The sequence below is a fragment of the Tabrizicola flagellatus genome (assembly GCF_008271465.1).
In the GTDB taxonomy this organism is placed as follows: domain Bacteria; phylum Pseudomonadota; class Alphaproteobacteria; order Rhodobacterales; family Rhodobacteraceae; genus Tabrizicola; species Tabrizicola flagellata.
In genome coordinates this window covers 130048-153654 of the sequence record NZ_VMDU01000002.1, presented here as the reverse complement: position 1 = coordinate 153654, position 23607 = coordinate 130048, and the positions used below count along the sequence as shown (strand labels likewise).

The following is a 23607-nucleotide window of genomic DNA, read 5'->3' as shown; positions in this document are numbered from 1 at the left end:
TCCGCCAAGCGCGGAATCCCGCCCCCTGCATTTGCCCTTTGACAAATACTCTCGGGGGGCATGGGGGGCGAAGCGCCCCCATCACCCGAGGAGGAGGCGCAGCCCGACGACGAGACAAAAGGCGCGCGCGCCAGCGCTCCTTTCAATACCCGCCCCTCAGACGGGAATGTTGTCGATCAGCCGCACCCCGTCGATCCAGGCCGCCGCCAGCATCCGGCGCGGGCGGCGCGGGTCGTCCGAGGGCATCAGCGTCTCGGCATCGCGCAACTCGATGTATTCCACCCGCTCGAACCCCGCCTTCCGCATCGTCTCGGCCGCCTCGCGGATGGCCATGCGGTCGGCATGGCCGGCGCGGATGTCCTCGGCGGCGCGGGTGATCGCGGCGTAAAGGATCGGTGCCTTGGCCCGCCCCTCCGCCGTCAGGCGCACGTTGCGGCTGGACATGGCCAGCCCGTCCGGCTCGCGGATCGTCTCGCATCCGACGACCTGCACGGGAATGTTCAGGTCGCGCACCAGCCGCAGCACCACCTGCAACTGCTGCCAGTCCTTGTGGCCGAAATAGCCCCTGTCGGCCAGGCTCATCCCGAACAGCTTGGTGACCACCGTCGCCACCCCGTCGAAGTGACCGGGCCGCATGTGCCCTTCCAGCGGCTGCGCGACGCCGCCCATGCTGACCGTGGTGATGAAGCCGTCGGGATAGACCTCCTCGACCGGCGGGGCAAAGATCGCATCGACCGGCACCGTCGCTAGCAGGGCCGCGTCGGCATCCTCGCTGCGGGGGTATTTCTTCAGGTCCTCGGGGTTGTTGAACTGCTTGGGGTTCACGAAGATCGTGGTGATGACCCGGTCGCACTCCGCCCGCGCGCGCCGGGCAAGGGACAGGTGCCCGTCGTGCAGTGCGCCCATGGTGGGGACCACGCCCACCACCTCGTTCCGCGCCTTCCAGCCGCCTGACAGGGCGCGCAGTTCGGCCACCGTCCGCAGGATCGGGATCATTTCTTCTCCTTCGACGGCAGCACGTCCGGAAAGCTGTGCTCTGCCGCAGGAAAGGCGCGCGCGCGCACCTCTGCCGCATAGGCCGCGATCGCCTCGTCCGCGGCGCGGCCCAGTTCGGCATAGCGCTTCACGAACTTCGGACGGAAATCGGTGAACAGGCCCAGCATGTCATCCACCACCAGAACCTGACCGTCGCAATCCACACCGGCGCCGATGCCGATGGTCGGAATCGCCAGCGCCCGCGTCACCTTGCCGGCCAGACCCGAAGGCACCTTCTCCAGCACGACCGAGAAGGCCCCGGCCGCTTCCACCGCCTTGGCATCGGCCATCACCTTCGCCGCCTCGGCATCGCGGCCCACCACCTTGTAGCCGCCCAGGGTGTTGACCGACTGCGGGGTCAGGCCGACATGCGCCATCACCGGCACGCCGCGCTGGGTCAGGAAGGCGATGGTCTCGGCCATGTGCTGCCCGCCCTCCAGCTTCACCGCCGGAGCGCCGGTTTCCGCCATCAGCCGACTGGCATTGCGGAAGGCCTGCTCCGGTCCCTCCTCGTAGGATCCGAAGGGCATGTCGATCACCGGCATCGCGCGCTGTGCACCCCGAACCACGGCACGGCCATGCAGGATCATCATCTCCAGCGTGACGCCCAGGGTCGAAGGCAGGCCGTGGATCACCATCCCCACGCTGTCGCCCACCAGAACGATGTCGCAATGCGCATCGACCAGCCGGGCGACAGGGGTGGAGTAGGCCGTCAGCACTACCAGCGGCGCACCGCCCTTGCGGGCGCGGATGTCGGGGGGCAGCACGGGCCTGACAGGGGACGTGGCGCTCATGGATGCCTCCGCGCAAGTCACATTCTGCCCGCCATATGGGCACAAGCGGAAGGCCGCCGCAACAAATTTGCGCCGCAGCGCAGCACCGCCGGTCGCAGCGTCACGGGGTTGACGCGCCGGTGCCGCGCGGCCTGAATGCGCCGAAAGGAGAAGCCCATGACCCTCATCCAGCGCGTCAGCCGTGACGGCATCACCCCCGAGATCGGCGGCCCGGCCCCCGACCGTCTCCTCTCGGGCAACCCGGTCCATACCACCTGGAACCTCGAGGACCGCGACGGCCTTTACTGCGGGCTTTGGCAGTCTACCCCCGGGAAGTGGCGCGTGAGCTATTCGGAATGGGAATATTTCCGCATCCTGTCGGGCTATTCGATCCTGACCGGGGCGGACGGCAGCGTCACCCAGTTGCACCCGGGCGACAGCCTGATCATCCGCCCGGGCTTCGAGGGGACCTGGGAGGTCGTGCAGACCACCCTCAAGGACTATGTGATCCGGCTTTAGCCGCGGGTTCCCACCGTCACCGAGGTGCCCGAGACCACCGGACGCGGGCATTCCTCGGGGGCGATGCCGCGGCGGTCGCAGGCGGCCAGCCGCTTGCGCTCGGCCTTCTCGGCGGCGGCGCGGTCCTTCGCCTCCTGACGGGCGATCGCAGCCAGGTCGCGTTCCTTCTTGGCGATGTTCTCCGGCGTCTCCGGCACCAGCCTGCCGTAGGCGTCGATCATCTGCGGCCCTTCCAGCGCCAGGCTTTCCGCCTCGGACCGGACCTTGACGGGGGTGCCGACCGGCACGCGGTTGTAAAGGTCGATGGCATCCTGGTTGAACAGACGGATGCAGCCCGCGCTGGTCGCATGCCCGATCGACGCCGCGTCGGACGTGCCATGGATGCGGAACATCGTGTCGCGTCCGCCGCGATAGAGATACAGCGCCCGCGCACCCAGCGGGTTCTGCAGGCCGCCCGGCAGGCCACCGGCATAGGCCGCGTAAAGGTCGGGCCGGGTGCGGATCATGTTGGCGGTCGGTTGCCACGACGGCCATTCCGCCTTGCGCCCCACGACGCCGTTGCCGCGGAACGACAGCCCCTCGCGCCCGACCGCGATCGGATAGCGGGTCGCCGTCCCGCCCTCGCCCACCAGATAGAGCTTGCGCGCATAGGTATCGACGACCACCGTCCCCGGCGCCTCGTCGCCGGCATAGGCGACCTCGGTCCGGCGGTTGCCCTCGAACAGATACTGCTCCGGCACCGGCTCGATGAAGAAGGCTCCGTCCTGGATGCCTTCATAGCCGGGCACACCCGCCGGCTCTTGCGATTTCGGGGTGCTGGCGCAGGCGGCAAGCACGGGAAGGGCGAGGATCGCAAGGATCCGGGCAGGAAGCAGGGTCACTTGGCAGACTCGGTTTCAAGGGCAGCTTCCGCCACTTGCGCCACGGTCGCGCCGATGCGTCAAGACCAAAAATGCAGGCTTTTCCGAATCTTCCCGACCGAAGCTGCCCTCGCGGCCGGGGCCTGTTCGATTCTGTGCGGTCCGCGCGGACCCGCCGGATCGCATATTCAGCGCGTGGCTCGGGAATTCGTCCATATCTAGCGGTCTGGACCGGGAACCCGGCGGATTCTCGCGCGTTGGATCTGCACCGCTCCGGAAGGAAGCGGCTGAAAAGGAGAACCGCATGGCCAGCCAGGCACTCATCGTCACGCTCGTCATCGGCGCAATCGCCGGCTGGCTGGCCGGACAGATCGTCAAGGGCTACGGCTTCGGCCTGATCGGCAACATCGTCGTCGGCATCGTCGGCGCCTTCATCGCGGGGCTGATCCTGCCCTATGCCGGCCTTTCGTTCGGCGGCGGCATTGTCGGCGCGATCATCGCCGCCACCCTCGGCGCGGTGATCCTCCTGCTCCTGATCCGTGTCATCAAGCGCGCCTGAAGCGGACGGGCCGGGGCATCCCCCGGCCCGATCCCTCAGCCCACCACGTTGAAGGCGGGGCCGTAGGGGTAATGCGTGATGTCCTCGGGCTCGTCCTCGGTCACGACAAAGATGTCGTGCTCGCGGTAGCCGCCCGCCCCCGGCATGCCCTCGGGGATCGTCAGCATCGGCTCCATGCTGATGACCATCCCAGGCTCCAGCACCGTGTCGATGTCCTCGCGCAGCTCCAGCGCCGCCTCGCGGCCATAGTAGTGCGACAGGATCCCGAAGCTGTGCCCGTAGCCGAAGGTGCGATATTGCAGCATCTGCCGCTCGGCCAGGAACTCGTTGATCTGCCGCGTGATCTCGGCGCAGGACATGCCGGGGCGCAGCAGCTTCATCCCGAATTCATGGCTGTCGATGTTGGTCTGCCAGACCTTCATGCTGGCCTCGTCCACCTCGCCCACAAAGAGCGTCCGCTCCAGCGCGGTGTAATAGCCCGAGATCATCGGAAAGCAGTTCAGGCTCAGGATGTCGCCATGCTTCAGCTTGCGGTTCGTCACCGGGTTGTGCGCGCCGTCGGTATTGATCCCCGACTGGAACCAGACCCAGGTGTCGCGGTATTCGGCGTCGGGAAAACGCTTGGCGATCTCGCGCTCCATGGCATCCCGTCCGGCGATGGACACTTCAAGCTCCGTCGCGCCGACCTTGATCGCGTCGCGGATCGCATAGCCGCCCACGTCGGCCACATTCGCCCCGTGCTTGATCAGCGCGATCTCGGCCGGAGATTTCCGCATCCGCTGGTGCATCGTCGCCGGGGCCACATCGACCCCCCGCTTCGGCTTCAGGAAGCTGTTGAACTTCTCGGCCCGCTCCAGCGTCAGATGGTCGGCCTCGCAACCCACCGCCTTGCCGGTCCCCACCACCGAGACCACCGCGCGCCAGAAATTGTCGCGGGTCCAGTCGGTATAGGTGATGTTGTCCTCGATGCTGCGGCGCCAGGGCTGGCCCGCGTCGATCCCGGCGCTGATCGTCACGCACTGGGTTTTCGTCACGACGCAGGCATAGGGCCGCCCGAAGCTGCAATAGAGGAAGCCCGAGTAATAGGCCACGTTGTGCATCGAGGTCAGGACGACCGCGTCCAGCTCGTGCATCTCCATGATCTCGCGCAGGCCCGCCAGGCGATCATGGTATTCCTGATCGGCGAAGGGCAGGGTGTCCTTCTTGCCGCCATTGTGAAAGCGGTACATCTCGGGACGGTTCAACGACATGTCCAGACCTCGTGTGCAGGGGTCCGGCCATGTGCCACGGGACCCCGGAAGGTCCCGGCGTACAGGACGGAAGCGGGGGTTACCCGCAAGCGTCGGGGTGTTCACCCCTGCGGCGACGCCATCGCCACGGCTCGCCCCCTTCCTGCGCCCGCGCGGCCTTTCGCGCAAGACCGTTTCCGACCCTTGCACGGCCGGTTTGCGACCCCATCTATCCTTCGACACAAGGATGGAGACGTGAATGCGCTGCCCGGTGGATGGCGAGACCCTGGTGATGACCGACCGTTCGGGGGTCGAGATCGACTATTGCCCGAAATGTCGTGGCGTCTGGCTGGACCGGGGGGAACTCGACAAGATCATCGACCGCTCGCTTGGCGGTTCCCATGCCGCGCCGGCCCCGACACCGCAGGCCGCCACGCAGCACCACGTCGCCCCCCAGACGGCGCCGGTCTATCAGCCCGAGCCGCGCGGCCATGACGACCGCCGTCGCTACAAGGACGACGACGACTACAAGTATGGCTACCGCAAGAAGCGCAAGGACAGCTTCCTGAGCGACCTGTTCGACTTCTGACCAAAGGCTCCTCGTCGGCTGCGCCGCTCGTCGCAGCCCCGCGACGACGCGCCGACGGCGCACGAGGAGCAGCCCCTTGCGCCCGGCCCGCAGCAGGTTAGCCTTGGGCAATGCGCCCCGGTCCCCTGAACCTCATCACCGATGTCCCCGGCCTGCGGGTCGGCAATGCCGATGATGCGCGGCTCTGTTCCGGCGTCACCGTCCTGACCGCCGACCGCCCCTTCGTGGCCGCCGTCCATGTCATGGGCGGCGCCCCCGGCACGCGCGAAACCGACCTCCTCGCCCCCGACCGCATGGTGCAGGAGGTGGACGCGATCTTCCTTTCGGGAGGCTCCGCCTTCGGGCTCGATGCGGGAACCGGCATCATGCAGGCCCTGCGCGAGGCCGGGCGCGGCTTCGTCGTCGGCCCCGTCGCCGTGCCCATCGTCCCCGGAGCCATTGTCTTCGACCTCCTGAACGGCGGCGAGAAGGACTGGCAGACCAGCCCCTACCCCGACCTGGGCCGCCGGGCCTTCGACGCAGCCGCCTGCGACTTCGCCCTCGGCACCGCCGGGGCCGGCTATGGCGCCATGACGGGCAACCTCAAGGGCGGGCTAGGGTCGGCCTCCTGCGTCCTCCCCTCCGGCCTGACCGTCGGCGCGCTGGTCGTCGTCAACGCCCTCGGCCAGGCCACCGTCGGCGAGACCCCCCACTTCTGGGCCGCGCCCTGGGAAGAGGGCGCCGAGTTCGGCGGCCTCGGCCCCGCGCCCCGCATCCCGCAGGAGGCCCCCCTGCCGCGCAAGCGGCTGGGCGAGGCGACCACCATAGCCATCGTCGCCACCGATGCCGCGCTCACCAAGGCCGAGGCGCAGCGCATGGCCACAGCCGCCCACGACGGCATGGCCCGCGCCCTTGTCCCGTCACACACGCCCCTTGACGGAGACCTCATATTCTCCGTCGCCACCGGCGCGAGACCGCTGCAAGACCCACTGACCGACAGCTTCCAGCTCGGCCACGCCGCTGCGACCTGCCTCGCCCGCGCCATCGCCCGCGCGATCTACTTCGCCCGCCCCGGCCCGCAGGACCTGCAACCGACCTGGACCACCCGCTTCGCCGGCATCCGCTGACCCGCAAGGGCGACCGCACGCCGCGCCCCGCGCTTCCCTCCCCCCTCCGTGGGGGAGGGAGAGGGTGGGTGGCACCACGGTTGACATCAGGTGAACGCCCAAAGCCAACTCATTGATTTCGCTTAAATAAAGCGACACGCCCAGCGTGGACGCTACCAGCGGTTCAGCGCGTCCTCGTCGGCATCCTTCGCTGCGACCCATTCCGCCCCGTCCGCGCCGATCTCCTTCTTCCAGAACGGCGCGCGGGATTTCAGGTAGTCCATCAGGAATTCCGCCGCCGCGAAGGCATCGGCCCGGTGCGGCGCGGCGGTGGCGACCATCATGATCGCCTCGCCCGGCTCCAGCCGCCCGTGGCGGTGGATCACCAGCGCGTCTGCCAGCGACCAGCGCCGCGCGGCCTTTTCCACGATACCGGCGATCGCCTTCTCGGTCATCCCGGGGTAATGCTCGATCTCCATCGCCGACAACCGGCCGCCCTCGTCCCGGACGAGGCCGGTAAAGCTGACCACCGCGCCCGCCCCCCGCACCTCCGCCGCGAAGGCCGAGACCTCGGCGCCCAGGTCGAAGGCCTCGGACTGGACCGCGATCCGCATCTCAGCCCCCGGTCATCGGCGGGAAGAAGGCGACCTCGCGCACCCCCGCCAGCGGCGCGTCGAAGTTGGCCAGTTCCTGATCCAGCGCAACCCGCAGCGCGGTCAGGTCGGCGAAGGCCGCGGCATAGCGGTCCTCCCGCGCGCGCAGCTCCTCGACCAGCTCGGCCACAGTGGCGGCCTGCGTCTCCACCCGCTCGCGCGGCAGGCCGATCCGTTCCCGCACCCAGGCGAAGTACAGAACTTCCATCACTTGTCCTCCCGCAGGAAGGGCAGGGACTTGACGAAGTATTCCCAGCCCGTGACCACGGTCAGCAGGGCTGCCACCCAGAGCAGCCAGATACCGACGAGGTTCGCGTACGAAGCGCAGTCGCGCTTGCCGCAGGCGCGGATCGGGTCGGCCTCGCCCGCGATCACCGCCTGCACATATTCTTCGGTGGTCATCCCCTGCATCGCCACGCCATTCAGATATTCGAAGCCGGTGCCGAGGAAGAGGACGGCAATCGCGATCATCTGCGCCGTGGTCTTCCACTTGGCCAGCTTCGTCACCCTCAGCTGGCCGCTTTTCGTGCCCAGGTATTCGCGCAGACCGCCGACGAAGACCTCGCGGAACAGGATCACGGTCGCGGGCAGGATCAGCCAGGGGTTCATCCCGTTGTAGCCGGTCAGGACCATGATCGCGATCACCACCATCGCCTTGTCGGCGATCGGGTCCAGCATGGCGCCGAATTTCGACTCCTGCTTCCACAGCCGGGCAAGGTAGCCGTCGAACCAGTCGGTGATCGCCGCACCTACGAACAGGGTCAGCGCCAGCCAGTCGGCCCAGGGGCGGTGGAAATACAGGAACATGATCGCCACGCCGGGCGCAGCCAGCAGACGAAGCACGGTCAGCGTGTTCGGGATCGTCCAGATCATGATGGATTGGTAGACCATGGGTCGGACAGGGGGAAGGGGCTTGTGCGTCCGTTTCCGCCCTGTTGGTGTCGCACTTGCGCCAGCCCTGCAGGCCCCGCGCTAAAGCCCCGTCGGCTGGCCAACCACCACGAACTGCAACTCGTCCGCCTTGAACAGCCGCTCGGCGACGCGGCGGATGTCCTCCATCGTCACTGCCTCGACCTTCGCGTTGCGAGTGGTCACATAGTCGATCGGCATCCCGTCCATCTGCATCCCCACCAGGATGCTGGCGATCGGCCCGTTGCCGTCAAAGCGCAGCGGATAGGACCCCGTGAGATAGGTCTTGGTCGCCTCCAGTTCTTCCGGCGTCACGCCCTCTCGGGCCAGGCGGCCCCATTCCTCCTTCACCACCTTGATCGCCTCGGCCACCTTGTCGTTCGAGGCGGCGAACTGGCCCAGGATCATGTCGGCATGGTCCATGTTCACGATGTAGGTGCCGATCCCGTAGGTCAGGCCGCGCTTTTCCCGCACCTCGGTCATCAGCCGCGCGGTAAAGCGGCCGCCGCCGACAAGCTCGTTCAGCACGAAGGCCGGAAAGAAATCCGGATCGTCACGCGAGATCCCGCGCTGGCCGAAGAACACCGTGGCCTGCGGGGTCGGGAAATCGACCACGGTCACGCCGCCCGACAACAGCCATGGCGCTTCGTCGGGCAACGGTGCCCCGGTCGCGGGCAGGTCGCCCAGAAGCCGGTCCATGAGCACCCCCAGATCCTCGGCCGTGATGTCGCCGCTTGCCGCGACATGGACCCGGTCCCGCGCCAGCGCCGCCTTGTGCGCGGCCACCACATCGTCGCGGGTCAGCGCCGTCACGGTCTCGATGGTGCCATCTCCTGACGAGGCATAGGGATGGTCGCCGAAGGCCATGGCGTCGAATTTCTCCGCGGCAATGGTGCCCGGGTCCTTCGCGTTCGCGCGCAGGTTCGACAACACCTGTTCGCGCACCCGGTCCACCGCGTCCTGGTCGAAGCGCGGGTTGACCAGCGCCTCGCGCAAGAGGTCGATCACCTGGTCGCGGTTCTCGGTCAGGAACTTCACCGAGACCGAAACCGAATCGCTGCCCGCGTCAAAGCGGATGTTCGCCGCCAGCGCCTCGCGCGCCTCGGCGAAGGCGCGGCTGTCCATCTCGCCCGCGCCCTCCTCCAGCGTCGCCGTCATCAGGTTGACCGCCCCGCGCTTGCCCGGAGCATCCAGCGCGGTGCCACCCTTGAACTGGATTTCCAGCGCCGCGAAGGGGATGTTGTGATCCTCGACCAGCCAGGCGGTGATGCCGCCGGGAGAGACGACCTCGCGGATCGGGATTTCGGCCCTGGCCGGCAACGCGACAGCCAGGAACGCGACAAACAGGGCGCGGATCATGGCTTGGCCTCCCCTTCCGAGGCGGGCCGCGTCAGCCAGCCCGTCACCGCGTTGCGCCGGTCCAGCACCAGACGCGCGGCCTCCATGACGTCCGCCTCGCTCACCGCGGCCAACGCGTCGTCCCAGCCCTCGATGTCCGCGACCGTCAGCCCGACACTCAGCCCCTGACCATAGCGGTGCGCCAGGTTTTCCACGCTGTCGCGAGCGTAGATCTCGCCCGCGCGAACCTGGGTGCGGATCCGCTCCAGAGCCGCAGGATCGGGGCCCGTCTCCAGGAAATCCGCCAGCACCCGGTCAAGATCGGCCTCCACCGCCTCAAGGCTGATGCCCGGGGCGGGCACCACCGCCAGACCGAAGGTAGCGTCGTCGATGCTGGTGCCGTCGTAGAAGGCCGAGGTATATACCGCCACCTTCCTGTCGAACTGCAGGGCCCGCGCCAGGACCGAGGTCTGGCCATTGCCGCCCAGAAGCTCGGCCAGGACCGTCAACGCCGCCGCCGTCTTCTGGTCGCCCGGGTCGCGTTCAGGGGCCAGGTAGGTGCGGAAGACATAAGGATCCGAAACCCTCTCGTCCGCCATCGAGATCCGGCGCTCGGCCAGGTGCGGCGGTTCCTGCGGGCGCAGGCGCGGGCCGATGCCGTCCGAGGGCTTCAGCGGGCCATAGTGGCGCTCGGCCAGTTCGCGCACCCGCTCGGGCGTCACGTCGCCGGCAACGATCAGTGTTGCGTTGTTCGGCGCATAGAAGCGTTCGTAGTGGCGCAGCGCGTCGGCGCGCGACAGGGTCTCCATCTCGTGCCGCCAGCCGATCACGGGGGTGCCGTAGGGGCTGTTCTGGAACTGCGCGGCCCGCATCTGTTCGATCAGAAGCGCGCTGGGGTCGCTGTCGGTGCGCTGGGCGCGTTCCTCGAGGATGACCTGGCGTTCGGTCGCCACGTCCTCCTCGGTCAGACGCAGGTTGCGCATCCGGTCGGCTTCCATTTCCATCACCAGGTCCAGCCGGTCGGCGGCGATGCGCTGGAAATAGGCCGTGTAATCCCAGGACGTGAATGCGTTGTCGTCGCCGCCCTGTGCCTCGACGATGCCGGAGAAGGCATTGGGCGCCACCTTCTCGGTGCCCTTGAACATCAGGTGTTCCAGGAAATGGGTGATGCCGGAATGTCCCGGCGGTTCGTCCGCCGCGCCCACGCGATACCAGATCATCTGCACCACGACCGGGGCGCGATGATCCTCGATCACCACCACGTCAAGGCCATTGTCCAGCGTGAAGGTCGTGACCGGCACCTCTGCCCTGGCTGCCAGCGCCAGGGTCAGAGCAAGGGCCAGGCCGGCGCCAATTCGTCCGAACATCGGCTACTCCAGGTCAAGTGGTGACGTCTTGCGCAGGAACCTGCGGCGCGATGCCCGGACAATCAAGCCCGGGCAGGCGCGGTCCACGCGCTTGTTACTCCTCGCCCTGCTTGCGGGGAGGGGCCGAGGGGTTGCGCACCCCAAGGGCGCGCCAGCGCTCCAGTTCGGCCTGCTGGTCAAGCCGCTGCTTGCGGTAGGCCTTGTAATAGACGTTCACATTGAACAGCCGTTCCAGAATGCGGCCGTTATTGTCGCGCCGCCATTCCAGGTCTTCCGAAGCCAGCGTGGACCGGATGGCCCGATCCACACCAAAGCGGGCGGCATGGCCATAAAGCGCCGAATCCGCCGCCGGGATGCCGCCCGCGGCCGAGGGCCGACCGCCGAGGGCGATAGCGGCTTCGGCCTCGGGGTCACGGTCGGTGCGGTTGAACCCGCCCGGGGTGGGCTCCGGCAACTCGGACAGGTTTTCCGGCATTTCCAAAGGCTTGGGCGGCACGATGGCGAATTCGTCAGGTCCGGGGCCGGACCGCAGGTTCATCAACTGGGGATCGCCCTTGCCGCCGCAGGCCGCCAGCGTGATCATCGTCGCAAACGCGATGACCGCCCTGCCTTGTCCTGCCCGCATCCCTGCCTCCGACATCGTCTCGTGCTCGTCTTAGCCTAAAGCCGTGCGGTCGTCACGCCCGATTAGCGCGCCTTGCGCTTGGGTTTGCCGTCTGTTGCTGCATCCTTCGCCTCGCCCTTGGCAAAGACCACCAGCCCGGCCGCCCCGGCGAAGATCGCGATATCGGCCACGTTGAAGGCATAGGGGTTCTCGATCCCGCAGCAGGACATGTTCAGGAAATCCGCCACCGCACCGTAAAGCGCCCGGTCAACGACATTGCCGAGGGCGCCACCGATCAGAAGCCCGCCCGAAAGCTGGGCCTTCCAGTTGCCGCCTTCGCGCCGCATCCACCAGACCACCCAGGCCGAAATCGCCAGCGCCACCGCGATAAGCCCCCAGCGCGCCAGGTCCGACCCATGCGCCAGGAGGCCGAAGTTGATGCCGTAGTTCCAGGCCATGCGGAAGTTGACGAAGGGCGGCAGCACGTCGATCTCGTGCCGGGTGATCAGGTCCAGGCCATGCACGACGGCAAGCTTCGTCAGCTGGTCCAGCCCGAAGGTCGCCGCCGCCGTGATCCAGAACCGCCGCATCATCAGTGCCGGAAATGCCGCTGGCCGGTGAAGACCATGGCGAGACCCCGCTCGTCCGCCGCCGCGATCACCTCGTCGTCGCGCATCGACCCGCCCGGCTGGATGATCGCCGTGGCCCCGGCCTCGGCGGCGGTGATCAGACCGTCGGCGAAGGGGAAGAAGGCATCCGACGCCACGACCGAGCCTTGCGTCAGCGGCCCGGGCAGGCCCAGCGCCTCGGCCATGTCCTGCGCCTTGCGCGCGGCGATGCGGGTGGAATCGACGCGGCTCATCTGCCCCGCGCCCACGCCCACCGTGGCGCCGTCCCTGACGTAGATGATCGCGTTCGACTTCACATGCTTGGCCACGGTCCAGGCGAACATCAGGTCGCGCAGTTCCGCCTCGGTCGGGGCGCGCTTCGTCACCACCTTCAGGTCGGCGGTCGAGACATTCGCGGAATCCCGGTCCTGCACCAGGAAGCCGCCCGCCACCTGCCGGAAGGCCAGGCCTTTCGCCTTCGGGTCCGGCAGCGCGCCCGTGGTCAGAAGCCGCAGGTTCTTCTTCGCGGCAAAGATCGCCTTCGCCTCGTCGGTCGCGTCGGGGGCGATGACGACCTCGGTGAAGATCTTCACGATCTCTTCCGCCGTCGCCCCGTCCAGCACCTGGTTCAGCGCCACGATCCCGCCGAAGGCCGAGGTCTGGTCGCACTGGTAGGCACGGATGTAGGCCTCGGTCAGGGTCGCTGCGGTGGCGACGCCGCAGGGGTTGGCGTGCTTGATGATCGCGCAGGCCGGGGCGCGCCCGCCGAATTCGGCCACAAGTTCGAAAGCGGCATCAGTGTCGTTGATGTTGTTGTAGGACAGCTCTTTCCCCTGCCACTGCCGCGCCGTCGCCACGCCGGGCCGGTGGCTGCCGTCCACATAGAAAGCCGCCGCCTGATGCGGATTCTCGCCATAGCGCAGGGGCTGCGCCAGTTTCCCGGCAAGGCTGCGATACCGTGGCGTCGCCTCGCCGATCTGGTCCGCAAGCCAGGTTGAAACGGCGGTGTCATAGGCAGCAGTGCGGGAATAGGCGGTCAAGGCCAGCTTCTGCCGGAAGGCCATCGTCGTCGCCCCGTCATGCGCCTTCAACTGATCAAGGAGCGCGGCGTAATCCGCCGGGTCCGTCACAACGGTGACGAACCGGTGGTTCTTCGCCGCCGCGCGGATCATCGCCGGCCCGCCGATGTCGATGTTCTCGATGCAGGTGGCGTGGTCGGCGCCCTTGGCCACCGTCTCCTCGAACGGGTAAAGGTTCACGATCAGAAGGTCGATCGGCTCGATCCCGTGCGCGGCCATCGCCACCAGATGCTCGTCATCGTCGCGCAGGGCCAGAAGCCCGCCATGCACGTTCGGATGCAGCGTCTTGACCCGGCCGTCCATCATCTCGGGGAACCCGGTCACGTCGCTGACATCCCGCACCGCCAGCCCCGCCGCCCGCAGCATGCCGCTGGTGCCACCGGTCGAGATCAGTTCCACCCCGTATCCCGCCAAGGCGCGCGCCAGGTCCAGAAGACCGGTCTTGTCGGAAACGGAAATCAGCGCGCGGCCGATGGGGACGAGGTTGGTCATGGGGCTACCCTGTCACTCTGCCAGGGGATCCTCGGGCTCGGCGGCCTCCAGATCCCGGATGGCCAGCGGAGTATCCTTTGCCTTCGCCAAGGTCCAGCCCAAGCGTGTCTCGAAGCCCCGCGCCTCGCCGCGCAGCACGATCTGCAGGCTTGGCCGGGGGTGCAAACGCCCTTTTTCCAGGTAGGCCGAAGGATCCAGCGACAGTTCGGCCGGCCCGGTGAAGCGGAAGATCCAGATCTCGCCGCTGCGCAGAACCAGCGACACCGCCGCGCCCCCCATGTCCAGCGTCGCATCGACATCGGGGTGCAGGTGGAAGCGCACCGCAAAGCGCCCCGCCTGCATGGCCGAGGCGGTCATCACATCCTCGAACCGCTTGCGCGCCTCGGCCTTCAGCGCGGTCAGCGCCTCGACCCCCGACAGCCGCCGCCCGTCATGGCTCAGCGTCAGGCTGCGGCTCGCGGTCAGCCCGTGCGTGCGCAGCCAGCCGTCATGCGCCAGGTAGAGGTCCGTGCCCTCGCTGCCCGTGGTCATGCGCGAGGCGGTGACGGCGGCGCGATGCTCCAGCGCCTCGCCGGTCGGATACAGGCGCGAGGACGAGACGCGGTCCATCGCCAGCACCGAATGGCACTCGGTCGCCCGCGCCGCCAGCCGCCACATCGGCCCGAAGGTCAGGCCCGATCCGCAGTTCACGACCACCGGCCGCCGACCCGAGGTCAGCTCGAAGGCCGCCGTCGAGGCATGCGCGGTCTCGGCCGCCCGCCCGCCCGGAGGTGTCGCGGCGTCCACGATCACCGTGGTCCGCCCACCCGCCAGACGGGCATATCCCATAGCGATCACCGGGGGTCTGTCGCCCCGGCCCCCGGCCGCCGCCAGCGCCTGGTCGAGCCGCCCCTCGGCGCCCCTGCCCCCGCCGTGAAACCGGGCCAGTTCGCCATCCGCGTGGCGCAGCGTGCGCAGCGCCGGGGCGATCCGCACGATCGCCTCCTGCACCGGTTGCGGCACGGTCAACCCGGCCTCGGTCATCGCGCTCGCCGACCAGGTCAGCAGCGTCAGCACCTCCAGCAGTTCCTCCGGGTTCCGCGACGGGATGCCGCCTTCGGCGTCGATGTCGGCATCGCAGGCCGCCGCCAGCGCCTCGGTCGCCGGGTCGGCCAGCGCCTCCATCCCGATCAGCGAGATCCCGGCATAGACGAGGCCCGTCAGCGCCTCGAACCGCGGCAGGCCCTTGGCCGCGCCCTGCCAGCGCCGGGCCAGATAGCCCGCCTGCCGCGACAACGCGCGATAGAAGGCCTCGGCCTCGGATGGCGCGCGGGCGGCCAAGAGCAGCGTGGCATGGTGGATCCAGCGGATGATCCGCCGCCCTGTCAGGTCCGGCGTCCAGCCGGGGCCGCGCCCGGCGCCGTAGCGCGCGATCCAGTCCCAGGTCCAGGCCTGGGCGCGCGCCCGCGCCTCCCTGGTGCCCAGCGCCGCCAGGTCGTCCAGCCAGGCAAACCCGTGGATCTCTTCGGCGAAGGCGCGATCGGGCACCGCCACATCCCAGATCGAACCGCCGCCGATCTCGGCCAGATGGCCTGCAAAGAGGACCGTGCCCTCCACCAGCTGCCGCCCGCGCGAGAGTGTCCCGATGGAGCGCGGCTCGGGCTGAGCGACGAAGCCGCCGGCCACCGGCGCACGCCGCGCCGCCAGGAGAGCCAGCCGGTCGGCCAGCCGGTCGAAACGTCCAGACCTGATGCCGGTGCCGCCCACGCCCTGCCTCGCCTGCCTGTCCGGTTCCCCCGGATCATGGCGGGATGATAGGCAATTGCGCCGGGCTCGTCGATGACTTCGTCACTCCTCGCCGACCCGCGACGAGGAGGCGATGCCGAACGAGGAGCTGTCAGGCCAGGTGGTCGATCCGCCGCATGAACTGCGCCAGGTGGCCGACCTGGTCCAGCCAGCGCGCCACCAGCCTCGGATCATGCGGCGCGCCATGCACCCCGGCCGGGATCTCGCGGTTCAGCACCGCCTCGATGGCCAGCGAGACCGGCACCGAGACCAGCCGCCCCATCGCCGTGCCGCGCACGTCGCCCCAGGCATCCATCGCCCAGGTCTCGTGGAACACGGGCTTGCCGTCGCGTTCGGCCTTCAGCGACACGAACAGCAGCACCCGGTCCGGCTCACCCTCGGCATAGGAATTGTCCTTCAGCAGCGCCGCCGCCCGCGCCTCGAGCGCGGCGTTGATCTCGGCCAGGGGCTTGCCCTCCAGTGCCTCGATCTCGCGGAAGATCGGCGCCCAGGCATCGGCCCAGCCGTTCAGCCGGATCGTGCCCCGGACGAAATCCTTCACCTTCCAGTGCTTCTCGAAGCGGTATTCCTCCATGAACGGATAGCTGTCGCGGTTCGGATAGACCTCGAAGCTTTCCGGCACCGGCAAGGGCGCATCATAGCGGGTGATTGCCTCCCAGGGCCGCGCCACCCGCAGTTCGGTGAAATGCCGCAGGCTGCGCGAGGGCGACCGCAGCGCCTTCAGCACCCCCGCCGGGGCCCAGCTGAACTTGTAGCGGAAGGCATTCGCCTCCTTCGGAACCCCACCGCAGTAGCTGGTGAAGCTCAGGACATTCTCGTTGTCGTAGGCCTTCGAGGCGCGATAGCGCGCCACCAGGTCATGCGCCATCAGGTGGTCGATGCCGGGGTCGAGGCCAACCTCGTTGATCGAAACCAGGCCCTTCTCGCGGAAGTGCTGATCCAGCGCCCGCATCTCGGGGGCGATGTAGCTGGAGGAACAGAAATTCGCCCCCTTTTCCAGGCACAGTTTCGCGATGGCCACATGCTGATCGGCCGGCAGCATCGACACCGTGATGTCGCCGGGCTTCAACGCCTCGGCCAGTCCCTCGAGGGTGAAGGGGCGGATGTCGTCGGTCAGGTCGCCCACTTCGGCCCGCGCCTTCTCGACCGTGCGGTTCCAGACGGTGACGGGATGCCCCGCCTCCAGAAGCCGCCGCAGCCCCGGTATCGACGACAGCCCCGTGCCGCACCAATGGATCGTCATTTCTTCATCCCCTCCGCTTGGCCCATGCGGGACCAAGAATTTTCGAAAATTCTTGGCAAATTTCTTCGAAGAAATTTGCCCCCGCTCACACGCCCGCGACGTGCCTGTCGAATTCCACCTTCGCCCGACCCCAGACGCCCGACCCCAGGTCAGTCAGCGTCAACAGCGACGGCAAAAGCTGCGCCGCATAGTCCTGCGAGGATTCCACCGGCATCAGGCTCGGCAGGTTGTCGATCGCGGTCACGTCCAGCGGCGGGTTCTCGGCCACGCGCAGCGCCGGCGCATCCCAGTCCGTCACCCGGTCATAGACCTTGATCGGCGAGAAATCACTGGTCGGATCGCAGGCGATGTCGCCGATCACCGTCAGCTTGCGCGCATCGGTCTTGGCGCTGGCCGGCACGAACACCGGGCAGCCCGGTCGCGCGAGGATGCAGTTCAGGAAGATCTCGTGTTCCAGGATCTCCGGGAACGGTCCGCCGCTCGCGGTCTCGGCCATGTCCCATTTCGTGACCGCGACGCCCATCGCCCCGCAAAGATCGGCCGCACCCGTGCCCACCCGGCCAAGCGCCCCGATGATGATCGCGCGCGGCCGGCCCAGGCCCTGAAGCTCCTTGCCCAACTCCGCCAGCAGCGCATCCTTCGACGCCACCTTGCGCACTGGCCCTGCGATCCCGCCGCGCTGTTGCGCCGCCCAGACCTTCAGTGAAACCGCCGCGCCGGCATAGCCCGCCCAGTAGCCGAAGGCGGCGACGCGCCGGCCGGTCTCGTCCACCAGATACTCCAGGTCGTAAAGCACCCCGCCCCCGCCCTTGAATCGCTGCAAAAGCACCCGCCCCGCCGGCTGGCCCTTGTAGGCATGGCCGAACATGATGTGCCGGTGGACAAGCGGCGTGCCGTCCTCGGGCAACTCCTTCAGCCCGAAGATGATCGCATCCGCCGGGGCCTGTGGCCACAGGTTCTCTCCCGCGATCTCGCAGCCCGCCGCGCGGTAGCCGTCGATCGGAATGGCGCGGACCGAGGACTCCTCGACCGTCACCCGGATCCCCGCCCGGATCAGCGCCGCCGCGCCTTCGGGGGTGATGCCCACCCGCTCCTCGTTCGGCCGTTGCTCGGCCCGCACCCAGAGATGCGTCATGGCTGTCGTCCTCTTTTCACCGGTCGGATCCAGATACCAGAACCCGTGGCCGCGACCAGACCCAAAAAGCCGACCTGCTTGCACGGGGGCGGCGAATCCGCGAACGTCACCGGCGCCATGCCCCAGAGCCCGCAAGATCCCCGCAAGTCAGGCCCGGTGATGCTCGCGCAGCCCATGCCGCCCGGCTGCGTGCTGATCCGGGACGCGATCCTGGTGGCCGGACTGGATGCCGCGGCGAACCGCGACGGCACCGACCGGCCCGACAGGATCAACCTCCGCGGCCAGGGTGTCCGCTGCGCCGACGGCAGCGGCATCAGGCATGGCGGCAGTTCGTATCGGAACAGATTGCTTCAGCCGGACACGACCGCGCCGCTTCCGCAGCCTGCCGCCACGCTGGACGGCCTGTCGATCTTCGGTGGCATCGCGGGGCCCCAGTTCGGCCATCTCGTCACCCAGTCCCTCGGGCGGCTGACGGCCTGCGACCGCTTTCCCGAGGCGCGGCTTGTATTCATTGCCGAACAGATCGGCTTCGACGCCCTGCCGGGCTATTTCCTCGAGCTTCTGGCCCATCTCGGCATCCGGAATCCGGTGCAACTCGTCGGCGCCTCGACGCGCTGCGAGGCGCTTATCCTGCCCCAGGACCTGTGCAATCTGGAACGCAGGCCCTGCGTCGCTACCGCCTACCGCCGCTGGCTCGACCGCTTCCGCGGCCAGCCCGACGCCTCAGGCGGCGAGGATCTCTACGTCAGCCGCGGCGCGTTGGGCCTCGATCTGGGCCAGTTCCTCGAGGAAAACGTCCTCGAGACAGCCCTGCGCCGCAACGGCTATTCGATCTTCCACCCGGAAACGGTCCCGATCGGCGAACAGATCCGGCGCTACCGGGCCGCCCGGCGGATCATCTTCGCCGACGGCTCCGCCGCGCATCTCTGGTCGCTCTTCGCAAGGCCGGACTCACGGGCGGCAGTGATCCTGCGTCGGCCGCCGTATCGCCATTTCCAGGCGTGGTTCCGGTCGGCCGGGTCGCCGAAGCCGGTTTTCCTCGACTTCGGCCTGGCGGACCTCAGCAGCCCCGGCAGGCCCGGCGCGACCGTCGGGGTGCTCGACATGCCCGCGGTCTGGGCCGCCCTGCGCGACGGCGGTTTCCACGATGACCCCCAGCCGGTCGGCACACCGCGCGACCGGCTGACCGGCTGGCTGTCCGCCTCGGGAGAGCGCACAGGCCGCATCCCCCGGCCCGACCTGGCGCTCGATGCCCGCTCGCTGGCCCTGATCGCGGCCCGCCGGCGCTTCACCCTGCGCGAGACCGCCTGAACCGGTGGCGCCACGCCGGCTGGGTCGGAACACCATTGCATCCGCTGCCGTCCTTCGGCATCTGTGATCCAGCGGAAGAAGGGGTGCACGCGTGATGGATCTAGTCCCGACAAGTCTGGCCGATGTCGTGATCCTGACCCCCCGCCGCTTCGGCGATGCGCGCGGCTGGTTCACCGAGACCTGGAACGCCTCCCGCATGGCCGAGGCCGGGCTGGACCTGACCTTCGTCCAGGACAACCATTCCTTCTCGGCCGCGAAAGGCACCCTGCGCGGCCTGCATTTCCAGCGTCCGCCCCGCGCGCAGGACAAGCTGATCCGCTGCTCGCGCGGGGCGATCCTCGATGTTGCGGTGGACATCCGCGACGGCTCTCCCACCTACGGCCGCTGGGTCGCGGTGGAACTGACGGCCGACAACGGCCGCCAGCTTCTGGTGCCCAAGGGCTTCCTGCACGGCTTTGTCACCCTGACCGACGACACCGAGGTGCAATACAAATGCACCGACTTCTACAGCCCCGACCATGACGGCGCCGTGCGCTGGGACGATCCGGCCCTCGGCATCGACTGGGGCATCTCGGCCCCGATCCTGTCCGACAAGGACGCCCGCGCGCCGCTCCTGGCCGAGATCGGCACCCCCTTCCGCCGGGAGGCCACATGAAACTTCTCGTCACCGGAGGCTGCGGTTTCATCGGTTCCGCCGTCGTCCGCCTGGCCGTCTCGCGCGGACATCAGGTGGTGAACCTCGATGCCCTGACCTATGCCGCGAACCCGGCCAATGTTGCCATGGTCGCGGACTCGCCGCTCTACCGCTTCGAACAGGCCGACATCCGCGACCGCGCCGCGCTGGACCGGATCTTCGCCACCCATGCCCCCGATGCGGTGATGCACCTCGCCGCCGAAAGCCATGTGGACCGGTCGATCGACGGCCCCTCGGACTTCATCGACACCAACATCACCGGCACCTTCAACCTGCTGGAAGCCGCCCGCGCCCACTGGACAAGACAGGGCAAGCCCGCGGGCTTCCGCTTTCACCACATCTCCACCGACGAGGTCTTCGGCTCGCTCGGCCCCACCGGCCAGTTCACCGAGGAAACCCCCTACGACCCGCGCTCGCCCTATTCCGCGTCCAAGGCCGCCTCCGATCACCTCGTCCGGGCCTGGCACGAAACCTACGGCCTGCCGGTGGTCCTCACCAATTGCTCGAACAACTACGGGCCCTTCCACTTCCCCGAAAAGCTGATCCCCGTCGTCATCCTGAACGCCCTCCACGGCAAGCCCATCCCGGTCTATGGCACGGGCGAGAACGTGCGGGACTGGCTCTACGTCGAGGACCACTCCGACGCCCTGCTCCTCGTCCTGGAAAAGGGCGCCCTGGGGCGCAGCTACAACATCGGAGGCGAGAACGAACGGCGCAACATCGACCTCGTCCGCACGATCTGCGCGCTGCTCGACGAGATGGCCCCCAAACCCACCCCCTACGCGGACCAGATCACTTTCGTCACCGACCGCCCCGGCCATGATGCCCGCTACGCCATCGACCCCAGCCGCATCCGGCAGGAACTCGGCTGGCGCCCCTCCGTCACCGTCGAGGAGGGCCTGCGCCGCACCGTCCGCTGGTATCTCGACAACGAATCCTGGTGGCGCCCCCTCCTCGATCGCAAAGGGGTGGGCGAACGGTTGGGCAAGGCATGAAACTCCTCGTCTTCGGCAAAACCGGCCAGGTCGCGCGCGAGCTTCAGCGCCTCGCCTCCGACGCCACCTTCCTCGGGCGTGAGGATGCCGACCTCCTCAACCCCGCCGCCTGCGCCGCCGCCATCGCGGCCCATGACGCCGACGCAATCATCAACGCCGCCGCATGGACCGCCGTCGACAAGGCGGAAACCGAGGAAGCCGCCGCCACCACCGTGAACGGCGAGGCCCCCGCCGCCATGGCGAAAGCCGCCGCCGCAAAGGGCATCCCCTTCCTGCACCTCTCCACCGATTATGTCTTCGACGGCACGGGCAGCCAGCCCTTCGCCCCCGACCACCCGACCGCGCCGCTGAACGCCTACGGCCGGTCGAAACTGGCCGGGGAGCAAGGCATCCGCGCGGCGGGCGGCCCCCACCTCATCCTGCGCACCTCCTGGGTCGTCTCCGCCCACGGCACGAATTTCGTCAAGACCATGCTCCGCCTTGGGGCCGAGCGTGAAAGCCTGAACGTCGTCGCCGACCAGATCGGCGGCCCCACCCCGGCCGCCGCGATCGCCGACGCGCTCCTCATCGCTGCCAAGGCCATGACTGACGGCGCGCCCGGCGGCACGCATCACTTCTCGGGCAGCCCCGACACCAGCTGGGCCGATTTCGCCCGCGCGATCATGGCCGAGGCCGGCCTTCCCTGCCGGATCAACGACATCCCGACCAGCGAATACCCCACCCCGGCCCAGAGACCGCTGAATTCCCGCCTCGATTGCAGTTCATTCACGGCAGCATTCGGCATCCCGCGCCCCGACTGGCGCGCGGGTCTCGCCGCCATAGTGCAGGAGTTGCGCCCATGACCCGCAAAGGCATCGTCCTCGCCGGAGGCACCGGCTCGCGCCTCTGGCCGATCACGCTGGGCGTCTCTAAGCAGCTTCTGCCGATCTACGACAAGCCGATGATCTACTATCCGATCTCGGTCCTGATGCTCGCCGGCATCCGCGACATCGCGCTGATCACCACGCCCGAGGACCAGCCGCAGTTCCAGCGCCTCCTCGGCGACGGTCGCCAGTGGGGGCTGTCCTTCACCTGGATCGTGCAGGAGAAACCCGAAGGCCTCGCCCAGGCCTATCTCCTCGCCCGCGATTTCCTCGCCGGCGCGCCCTCGGCCATGGTCCTCGGCGATAACATCTTCTTCGGCCACGGCCTGCCCGAGATGCTGAAGCGCGCCGACCAGCAGCCCACGGGCGGCACGGTCTTCGGCTACCATGTCGCCGATCCCGAGCGTTACGGCGTCGCCGCCTTCGATGCCGATGGCCGCGTCACCCAGATCATCGAAAAGCCGAAGAACCCTCCCTCCAGCTTCGCCATCACCGGCCTTTACTTCCTTGATGGCCGCGCCCCCGACATCGCCGCCCAGATCAAACCCTCCCCGAGGGGAGAGCTCGAAATCGTCGATGTCCTAGAACACTACCGCGCCGAAGGCTCGCTCCAGGTCGAACGCATGGGCCGCGGCTTTGCCTGGCTGGATACCGGCACGCCCGGCAGCCTCCTCGACGCCGGCAACTTCGTCCGCACGCTACAGGACCGCCAGGGCATGCAGGTCGGCTCCCCGGACGAGATCGCCTTCCAGATGGGCTGGATCGACCGCGCCGGGATGGAACGCCAGGCCCAGGTCTTCGGCAAGTCGAGCTACGGCATCCACCTCGCCAGCGTCCTCAAGGACCACTCCGCCCCGAAACGCTGACGCCTGGCCCAGGCACCCGCCCAGGCCATTTGCCCTTTTCCAAATACTCCCGCCGGAGGCTCCAACGCCGCGGCCGGCGCCACCGCGTCCTGTTCCGCACCGCCGCCGCGCCCCGCGCCTCCCCTCCCCCTCCGTGGGGAGGGGAAGGGGGTGGGGGCGACCTGTCACCCACGCACCCGCTCCAGCACCTGATCCAAGGCCAGGCGCAGCGCCTTGACCCCGCCGGCCTCGACGAACACCCGGAACACCTGCTCGTTCAGCCCGCCCTTCGTCGAATACTCCTTGCGCAGCGCGCCGAACGCCTTCTCCGAGTCTTCCGCCACCCGGCCCAGGTTCGCGAACAGCCCCGCCATGTAGTCCCTCGCCGTCGCCTCCGGCAGACCGCTCTCCACCAGCCAGCCCTCGGCCAGCTCCAGGAGGCCGAAGTAGCTCCCCATCAGCGCCGAGCCGACCGCCAGCAGATCGAACTCGGCCTGGCTCTGACACTACACCGCTTGCCCCAGCCGGTCGAACAGCGCCGCTACCTCCACGTCCGGCGGAATGATCGGCGTCACGCAGCGCCGGTCGGCCACGAAGGGCAGCGGGATCGCCCGGATCACCGGCAGATCAAGCCCGATCCAGCCCCGGATCACCTCGACCGGCGTTGCCGCGACCAGGCTCAGCAGCTTCTGCCCGGCCCGGAACCGCAGCGCGCGCACGACTTCCTCCGCCACCTGCGGCCGGATCGCCAGCACCACCATGTCGCTCTGATCGACGACGGCCTGATTGCTCTCGGCCACCGTCACATCGGGGAACCGCCGGGCCAGGTCCGCCGCCATCGCAGCGCCGCGCGGCGACAGGACCACCCCGCCGCCCAGCCCTTCGACCATCGCCGCGGTGATGTTTCCCGTCCCGATGAACCCCAGCCGCACGGCGCTCTCCCCCCGCTCCAGGCGCATGCTGAACGAGGTTAAGAAACCCTGAACGTCCGCGACCAAGTCATTGAAAAGTCTGGTGTCTCAGACTTTGTCCACCGT

At 68.4% G+C, this 23607-nt stretch carries 25 protein-coding genes and 1 pseudogene; 9 read left to right on the top strand and 17 right to left on the bottom strand.

The annotated features are described in order from the left end of the window. Positions 1 to 156: 156 nt before the first annotated feature. Together panC and panB are read right to left on the bottom strand one after the other, a co-directional pair. Positions 157 to 996 (bottom strand): pantoate--beta-alanine ligase, encoded by an 840-nt coding sequence (gene panC, locus FL625_RS03850; RefSeq protein ID WP_149587309.1) that lies wholly within the window; start codon positions 994 to 996, stop codon positions 157 to 159. Beyond that, positions 993 to 1829 carry a 3-methyl-2-oxobutanoate hydroxymethyltransferase gene (gene panB, locus FL625_RS03845; RefSeq protein WP_149587308.1) on the bottom strand — a complete coding sequence of 279 codons (837 nt, stop codon included), beginning with the start codon at positions 1827 to 1829 and terminating at the stop codon, positions 993 to 995. Before panB ends, panC begins: the two co-directional genes overlap by 4 nt. A gap of 156 nt (positions 1830 to 1985) precedes the next feature. Here panB and FL625_RS03840 point away from each other — a divergent pair, with 156 nt between their 5' ends. Continuing rightward, the gene (locus FL625_RS03840) at positions 1986 to 2327 is read left to right on the top strand and encodes a cupin domain-containing protein (RefSeq protein WP_149587307.1); all 342 of its coding nucleotides are present in this window, start codon (positions 1986 to 1988) and stop codon (positions 2325 to 2327) included. A 152-nt stretch (positions 2328 to 2479) separates the two neighbouring features. On the opposite strand, the pseudogene FL625_RS03835 reads toward FL625_RS03840, so the two are convergent. Continuing rightward, positions 2480 to 3208, bottom strand: a pseudogene (locus FL625_RS03835) (L,D-transpeptidase); the annotation flags it as partial. A 283-nt stretch (positions 3209 to 3491) separates the two neighbouring features. Here FL625_RS03835 and FL625_RS03830 point away from each other — a divergent pair. Further along, positions 3492 to 3746, top strand: coding sequence for a GlsB/YeaQ/YmgE family stress response membrane protein (locus FL625_RS03830; protein ID WP_149587305.1), 255 nt, complete (start codon positions 3492 to 3494; stop codon positions 3744 to 3746). Between the two features lie 35 nt (positions 3747 to 3781). Here FL625_RS03830 and FL625_RS03825 read toward each other — a convergent pair whose 3' ends face one another. Beyond that, complete coding sequence (locus FL625_RS03825) at positions 3782 to 4990, bottom strand: aminopeptidase P family protein (protein WP_149587694.1); 1209 nt, start codon at positions 4988 to 4990, stop codon at positions 3782 to 3784. Between the two features lie 244 nt (positions 4991 to 5234). Here FL625_RS03825 and FL625_RS03820 point away from each other — a divergent pair, with 244 nt between their 5' ends. Further along, on the top strand, positions 5235 to 5564 hold the full coding sequence (locus FL625_RS03820; RefSeq protein ID WP_149587304.1) for a TFIIB-type zinc ribbon-containing protein: 330 nt from the start codon (positions 5235 to 5237) through the stop codon (positions 5562 to 5564). Between the two features lie 110 nt (positions 5565 to 5674). Continuing rightward, on the top strand, positions 5675 to 6670 hold the full coding sequence (locus FL625_RS03815) for a P1 family peptidase (protein ID WP_149587303.1): 996 nt from the start codon (positions 5675 to 5677) through the stop codon (positions 6668 to 6670). A gap of 152 nt (positions 6671 to 6822) precedes the next feature. Here the strand turns inward: FL625_RS03815 and FL625_RS03810 are convergent, their stop codons facing one another. The 11 genes from FL625_RS03810 to FL625_RS03760 all read right to left on the bottom strand — a co-directional run bounded on the left by FL625_RS03810 (position 6823) and on the right by FL625_RS03760 (position 17862). After that, complete coding sequence (locus FL625_RS03810; RefSeq protein WP_149587302.1) at positions 6823 to 7263, bottom strand: molybdenum cofactor biosynthesis protein MoaE; 441 nt, start codon at positions 7261 to 7263, stop codon at positions 6823 to 6825. Position 7264: 1 nt separating this feature from the next. After that, positions 7265 to 7510, bottom strand: a complete 246-nt coding sequence (moaD, locus tag FL625_RS03805) for a molybdopterin converting factor subunit 1 (protein WP_149587301.1) — start codon at positions 7508 to 7510, stop codon at positions 7265 to 7267. Further along, positions 7510 to 8175: a CDP-diacylglycerol--glycerol-3-phosphate 3-phosphatidyltransferase gene (gene pgsA, locus FL625_RS03800; protein WP_149587693.1), complete on the bottom strand. Its 666-nt coding sequence runs from the start codon at positions 8173 to 8175 to the stop codon at positions 7510 to 7512. Before pgsA ends, moaD begins: the two co-directional genes overlap by 1 nt. Before the next feature lie 99 nt (positions 8176 to 8274). After that, positions 8275 to 9570: a M16 family metallopeptidase gene (locus FL625_RS03795; protein ID WP_149587300.1), complete on the bottom strand. Its 1296-nt coding sequence runs from the start codon at positions 9568 to 9570 to the stop codon at positions 8275 to 8277. Beyond that, a complete protein-coding gene (locus FL625_RS03790) occupies positions 9567 to 10916 on the bottom strand; it encodes a M16 family metallopeptidase (RefSeq protein ID WP_149587299.1) in 1350 nt (449 codons plus the stop codon). The genes FL625_RS03795 and FL625_RS03790 overlap by 4 nt, the downstream gene beginning before the upstream one ends. Positions 10917 to 11010: 94 nt before the next feature. Continuing rightward, positions 11011 to 11541, bottom strand: a complete 531-nt coding sequence (locus tag FL625_RS03785) for a DUF3035 domain-containing protein (protein WP_149587298.1) — start codon at positions 11539 to 11541, stop codon at positions 11011 to 11013. Between the two features lie 62 nt (positions 11542 to 11603). Further along, complete coding sequence (gene lspA / locus FL625_RS03780) at positions 11604 to 12110, bottom strand: signal peptidase II (protein WP_149587692.1); 507 nt, start codon at positions 12108 to 12110, stop codon at positions 11604 to 11606. Between the two features lie 2 nt (positions 12111 to 12112). Then, positions 12113 to 13699, bottom strand: a complete 1587-nt coding sequence (gene purH, locus FL625_RS03775) for a bifunctional phosphoribosylaminoimidazolecarboxamide formyltransferase/IMP cyclohydrolase (protein ID WP_149587297.1) — start codon at positions 13697 to 13699, stop codon at positions 12113 to 12115. 12 nt (positions 13700 to 13711) lie between these two features. Next, a complete protein-coding gene (locus FL625_RS03770; RefSeq protein ID WP_235019305.1) occupies positions 13712 to 15445 on the bottom strand; it encodes a heparinase II/III family protein in 1734 nt (577 codons plus the stop codon). A 130-nt stretch (positions 15446 to 15575) separates the two neighbouring features. Continuing rightward, positions 15576 to 16727 (bottom strand): saccharopine dehydrogenase family protein, encoded by a 1152-nt coding sequence (locus FL625_RS03765; RefSeq protein ID WP_149587296.1) that lies wholly within the window; start codon positions 16725 to 16727, stop codon positions 15576 to 15578. An 85-nt stretch (positions 16728 to 16812) separates the two neighbouring features. After that, on the bottom strand, positions 16813 to 17862 hold the full coding sequence (locus tag FL625_RS03760; protein WP_149587295.1) for a saccharopine dehydrogenase: 1050 nt from the start codon (positions 17860 to 17862) through the stop codon (positions 16813 to 16815). Positions 17863 to 18021: 159 nt separating this feature from the next. Here FL625_RS03760 and FL625_RS03755 point away from each other — a divergent pair, with 159 nt between their 5' ends. From FL625_RS03755 to rfbA, 5 genes are all read left to right on the top strand, one after another. Next, positions 18022 to 19173, top strand: a complete 1152-nt coding sequence (locus tag FL625_RS03755; protein ID WP_160147723.1) for a glycosyltransferase 61 family protein — start codon at positions 18022 to 18024, stop codon at positions 19171 to 19173. Between the two features lie 94 nt (positions 19174 to 19267). Then, positions 19268 to 19828 carry a dTDP-4-dehydrorhamnose 3,5-epimerase gene (gene rfbC, locus FL625_RS03750; RefSeq protein WP_149587690.1) on the top strand — a complete coding sequence of 187 codons (561 nt, stop codon included), beginning with the start codon at positions 19268 to 19270 and terminating at the stop codon, positions 19826 to 19828. Then, entirely contained in the window at positions 19825 to 20862 is a 1038-nt protein-coding gene (gene rfbB / locus FL625_RS03745; protein ID WP_149587293.1) for a dTDP-glucose 4,6-dehydratase, read from the top strand. The genes rfbC and rfbB overlap by 4 nt, the downstream gene beginning before the upstream one ends. Next, a complete protein-coding gene (gene rfbD / locus FL625_RS03740; RefSeq protein WP_149587292.1) occupies positions 20859 to 21704 on the top strand; it encodes a dTDP-4-dehydrorhamnose reductase in 846 nt (281 codons plus the stop codon). The genes rfbB and rfbD overlap by 4 nt, the downstream gene beginning before the upstream one ends. Next, positions 21701 to 22591, top strand: coding sequence for a glucose-1-phosphate thymidylyltransferase RfbA (rfbA, locus tag FL625_RS03735; protein WP_149587291.1), 891 nt, complete (start codon positions 21701 to 21703; stop codon positions 22589 to 22591). The genes rfbD and rfbA overlap by 4 nt, the downstream gene beginning before the upstream one ends. A gap of 164 nt (positions 22592 to 22755) precedes the next feature. On the opposite strand, the gene FL625_RS18210 is transcribed toward rfbA, so the two are convergent. Further along, entirely contained in the window at positions 22756 to 23028 is a 273-nt protein-coding gene (locus FL625_RS18210; protein ID WP_200833875.1) for a pyrroline-5-carboxylate reductase dimerization domain-containing protein, read from the bottom strand. Between the two features lie 48 nt (positions 23029 to 23076). After that, positions 23077 to 23502 (bottom strand): NAD(P)-binding domain-containing protein, encoded by a 426-nt coding sequence (locus tag FL625_RS18205; RefSeq protein ID WP_200833874.1) that lies wholly within the window; start codon positions 23500 to 23502, stop codon positions 23077 to 23079. Positions 23503 to 23607: the final 105 nt, after the last annotated feature.

What these genes read in the sequence shown, in the direction of transcription:
- rfbB (WP_149587293.1), top strand. Translation starts at nt 19,825, where the DNA reads ATGAAACTTCTCGTCACCGGAGGCTGCGGTTTCATCGGTTCCGCCGTC.
- FL625_RS03810 (WP_149587302.1), bottom strand. Translation starts at nt 7,263, where the DNA reads ATGCGGATCGCGGTCCAGTCCGAGGCCTTCGACCTGGGCGCCGAGGTC.
- rfbC (WP_149587690.1), top strand. Translation starts at nt 19,268, where the DNA reads ATGGATCTAGTCCCGACAAGTCTGGCCGATGTCGTGATCCTGACCCCC.
- rfbA (WP_149587291.1), top strand. Translation starts at nt 21,701, where the DNA reads ATGACCCGCAAAGGCATCGTCCTCGCCGGAGGCACCGGCTCGCGCCTC.
- purH (WP_149587297.1), bottom strand. Translation starts at nt 13,699, where the DNA reads ATGACCAACCTCGTCCCCATCGGCCGCGCGCTGATTTCCGTTTCCGAC.
- pgsA (WP_149587693.1), bottom strand. Translation starts at nt 8,175, where the DNA reads ATGATCTGGACGATCCCGAACACGCTGACCGTGCTTCGTCTGCTGGCT.
- moaD (WP_149587301.1), bottom strand. Translation starts at nt 7,510, where the DNA reads ATGGAAGTTCTGTACTTCGCCTGGGTGCGGGAACGGATCGGCCTGCCG.
- rfbD (WP_149587292.1), top strand. Translation starts at nt 20,859, where the DNA reads ATGAAACTCCTCGTCTTCGGCAAAACCGGCCAGGTCGCGCGCGAGCTT.
- FL625_RS03760 (WP_149587295.1), bottom strand. Translation starts at nt 17,862, where the DNA reads ATGACGCATCTCTGGGTGCGGGCCGAGCAACGGCCGAACGAGGAGCGG.
- FL625_RS03830 (WP_149587305.1), top strand. Translation starts at nt 3,492, where the DNA reads ATGGCCAGCCAGGCACTCATCGTCACGCTCGTCATCGGCGCAATCGCC.
- FL625_RS18210 (WP_200833875.1), bottom strand. Translation starts at nt 23,028, where the DNA reads ATGGGGAGCTACTTCGGCCTCCTGGAGCTGGCCGAGGGCTGGCTGGTG.
- FL625_RS03820 (WP_149587304.1), top strand. Translation starts at nt 5,235, where the DNA reads ATGCGCTGCCCGGTGGATGGCGAGACCCTGGTGATGACCGACCGTTCG.
- FL625_RS03785 (WP_149587298.1), bottom strand. Translation starts at nt 11,541, where the DNA reads ATGCGGGCAGGACAAGGCAGGGCGGTCATCGCGTTTGCGACGATGATC.
- panC (WP_149587309.1), bottom strand. Translation starts at nt 996, where the DNA reads ATGATCCCGATCCTGCGGACGGTGGCCGAACTGCGCGCCCTGTCAGGC.
- FL625_RS03790 (WP_149587299.1), bottom strand. Translation starts at nt 10,916, where the DNA reads ATGTTCGGACGAATTGGCGCCGGCCTGGCCCTTGCTCTGACCCTGGCG.
- FL625_RS03755 (WP_160147723.1), top strand. Translation starts at nt 18,022, where the DNA reads ATGCTCGCGCAGCCCATGCCGCCCGGCTGCGTGCTGATCCGGGACGCG.
- FL625_RS03765 (WP_149587296.1), bottom strand. Translation starts at nt 16,727, where the DNA reads ATGACGATCCATTGGTGCGGCACGGGGCTGTCGTCGATACCGGGGCTG.
- lspA (WP_149587692.1), bottom strand. Translation starts at nt 12,110, where the DNA reads ATGCGGCGGTTCTGGATCACGGCGGCGGCGACCTTCGGGCTGGACCAG.
- panB (WP_149587308.1), bottom strand. Translation starts at nt 1,829, where the DNA reads ATGAGCGCCACGTCCCCTGTCAGGCCCGTGCTGCCCCCCGACATCCGC.
- FL625_RS03815 (WP_149587303.1), top strand. Translation starts at nt 5,675, where the DNA reads ATGCGCCCCGGTCCCCTGAACCTCATCACCGATGTCCCCGGCCTGCGG.
- FL625_RS03840 (WP_149587307.1), top strand. Translation starts at nt 1,986, where the DNA reads ATGACCCTCATCCAGCGCGTCAGCCGTGACGGCATCACCCCCGAGATC.
- FL625_RS03795 (WP_149587300.1), bottom strand. Translation starts at nt 9,570, where the DNA reads ATGATCCGCGCCCTGTTTGTCGCGTTCCTGGCTGTCGCGTTGCCGGCC.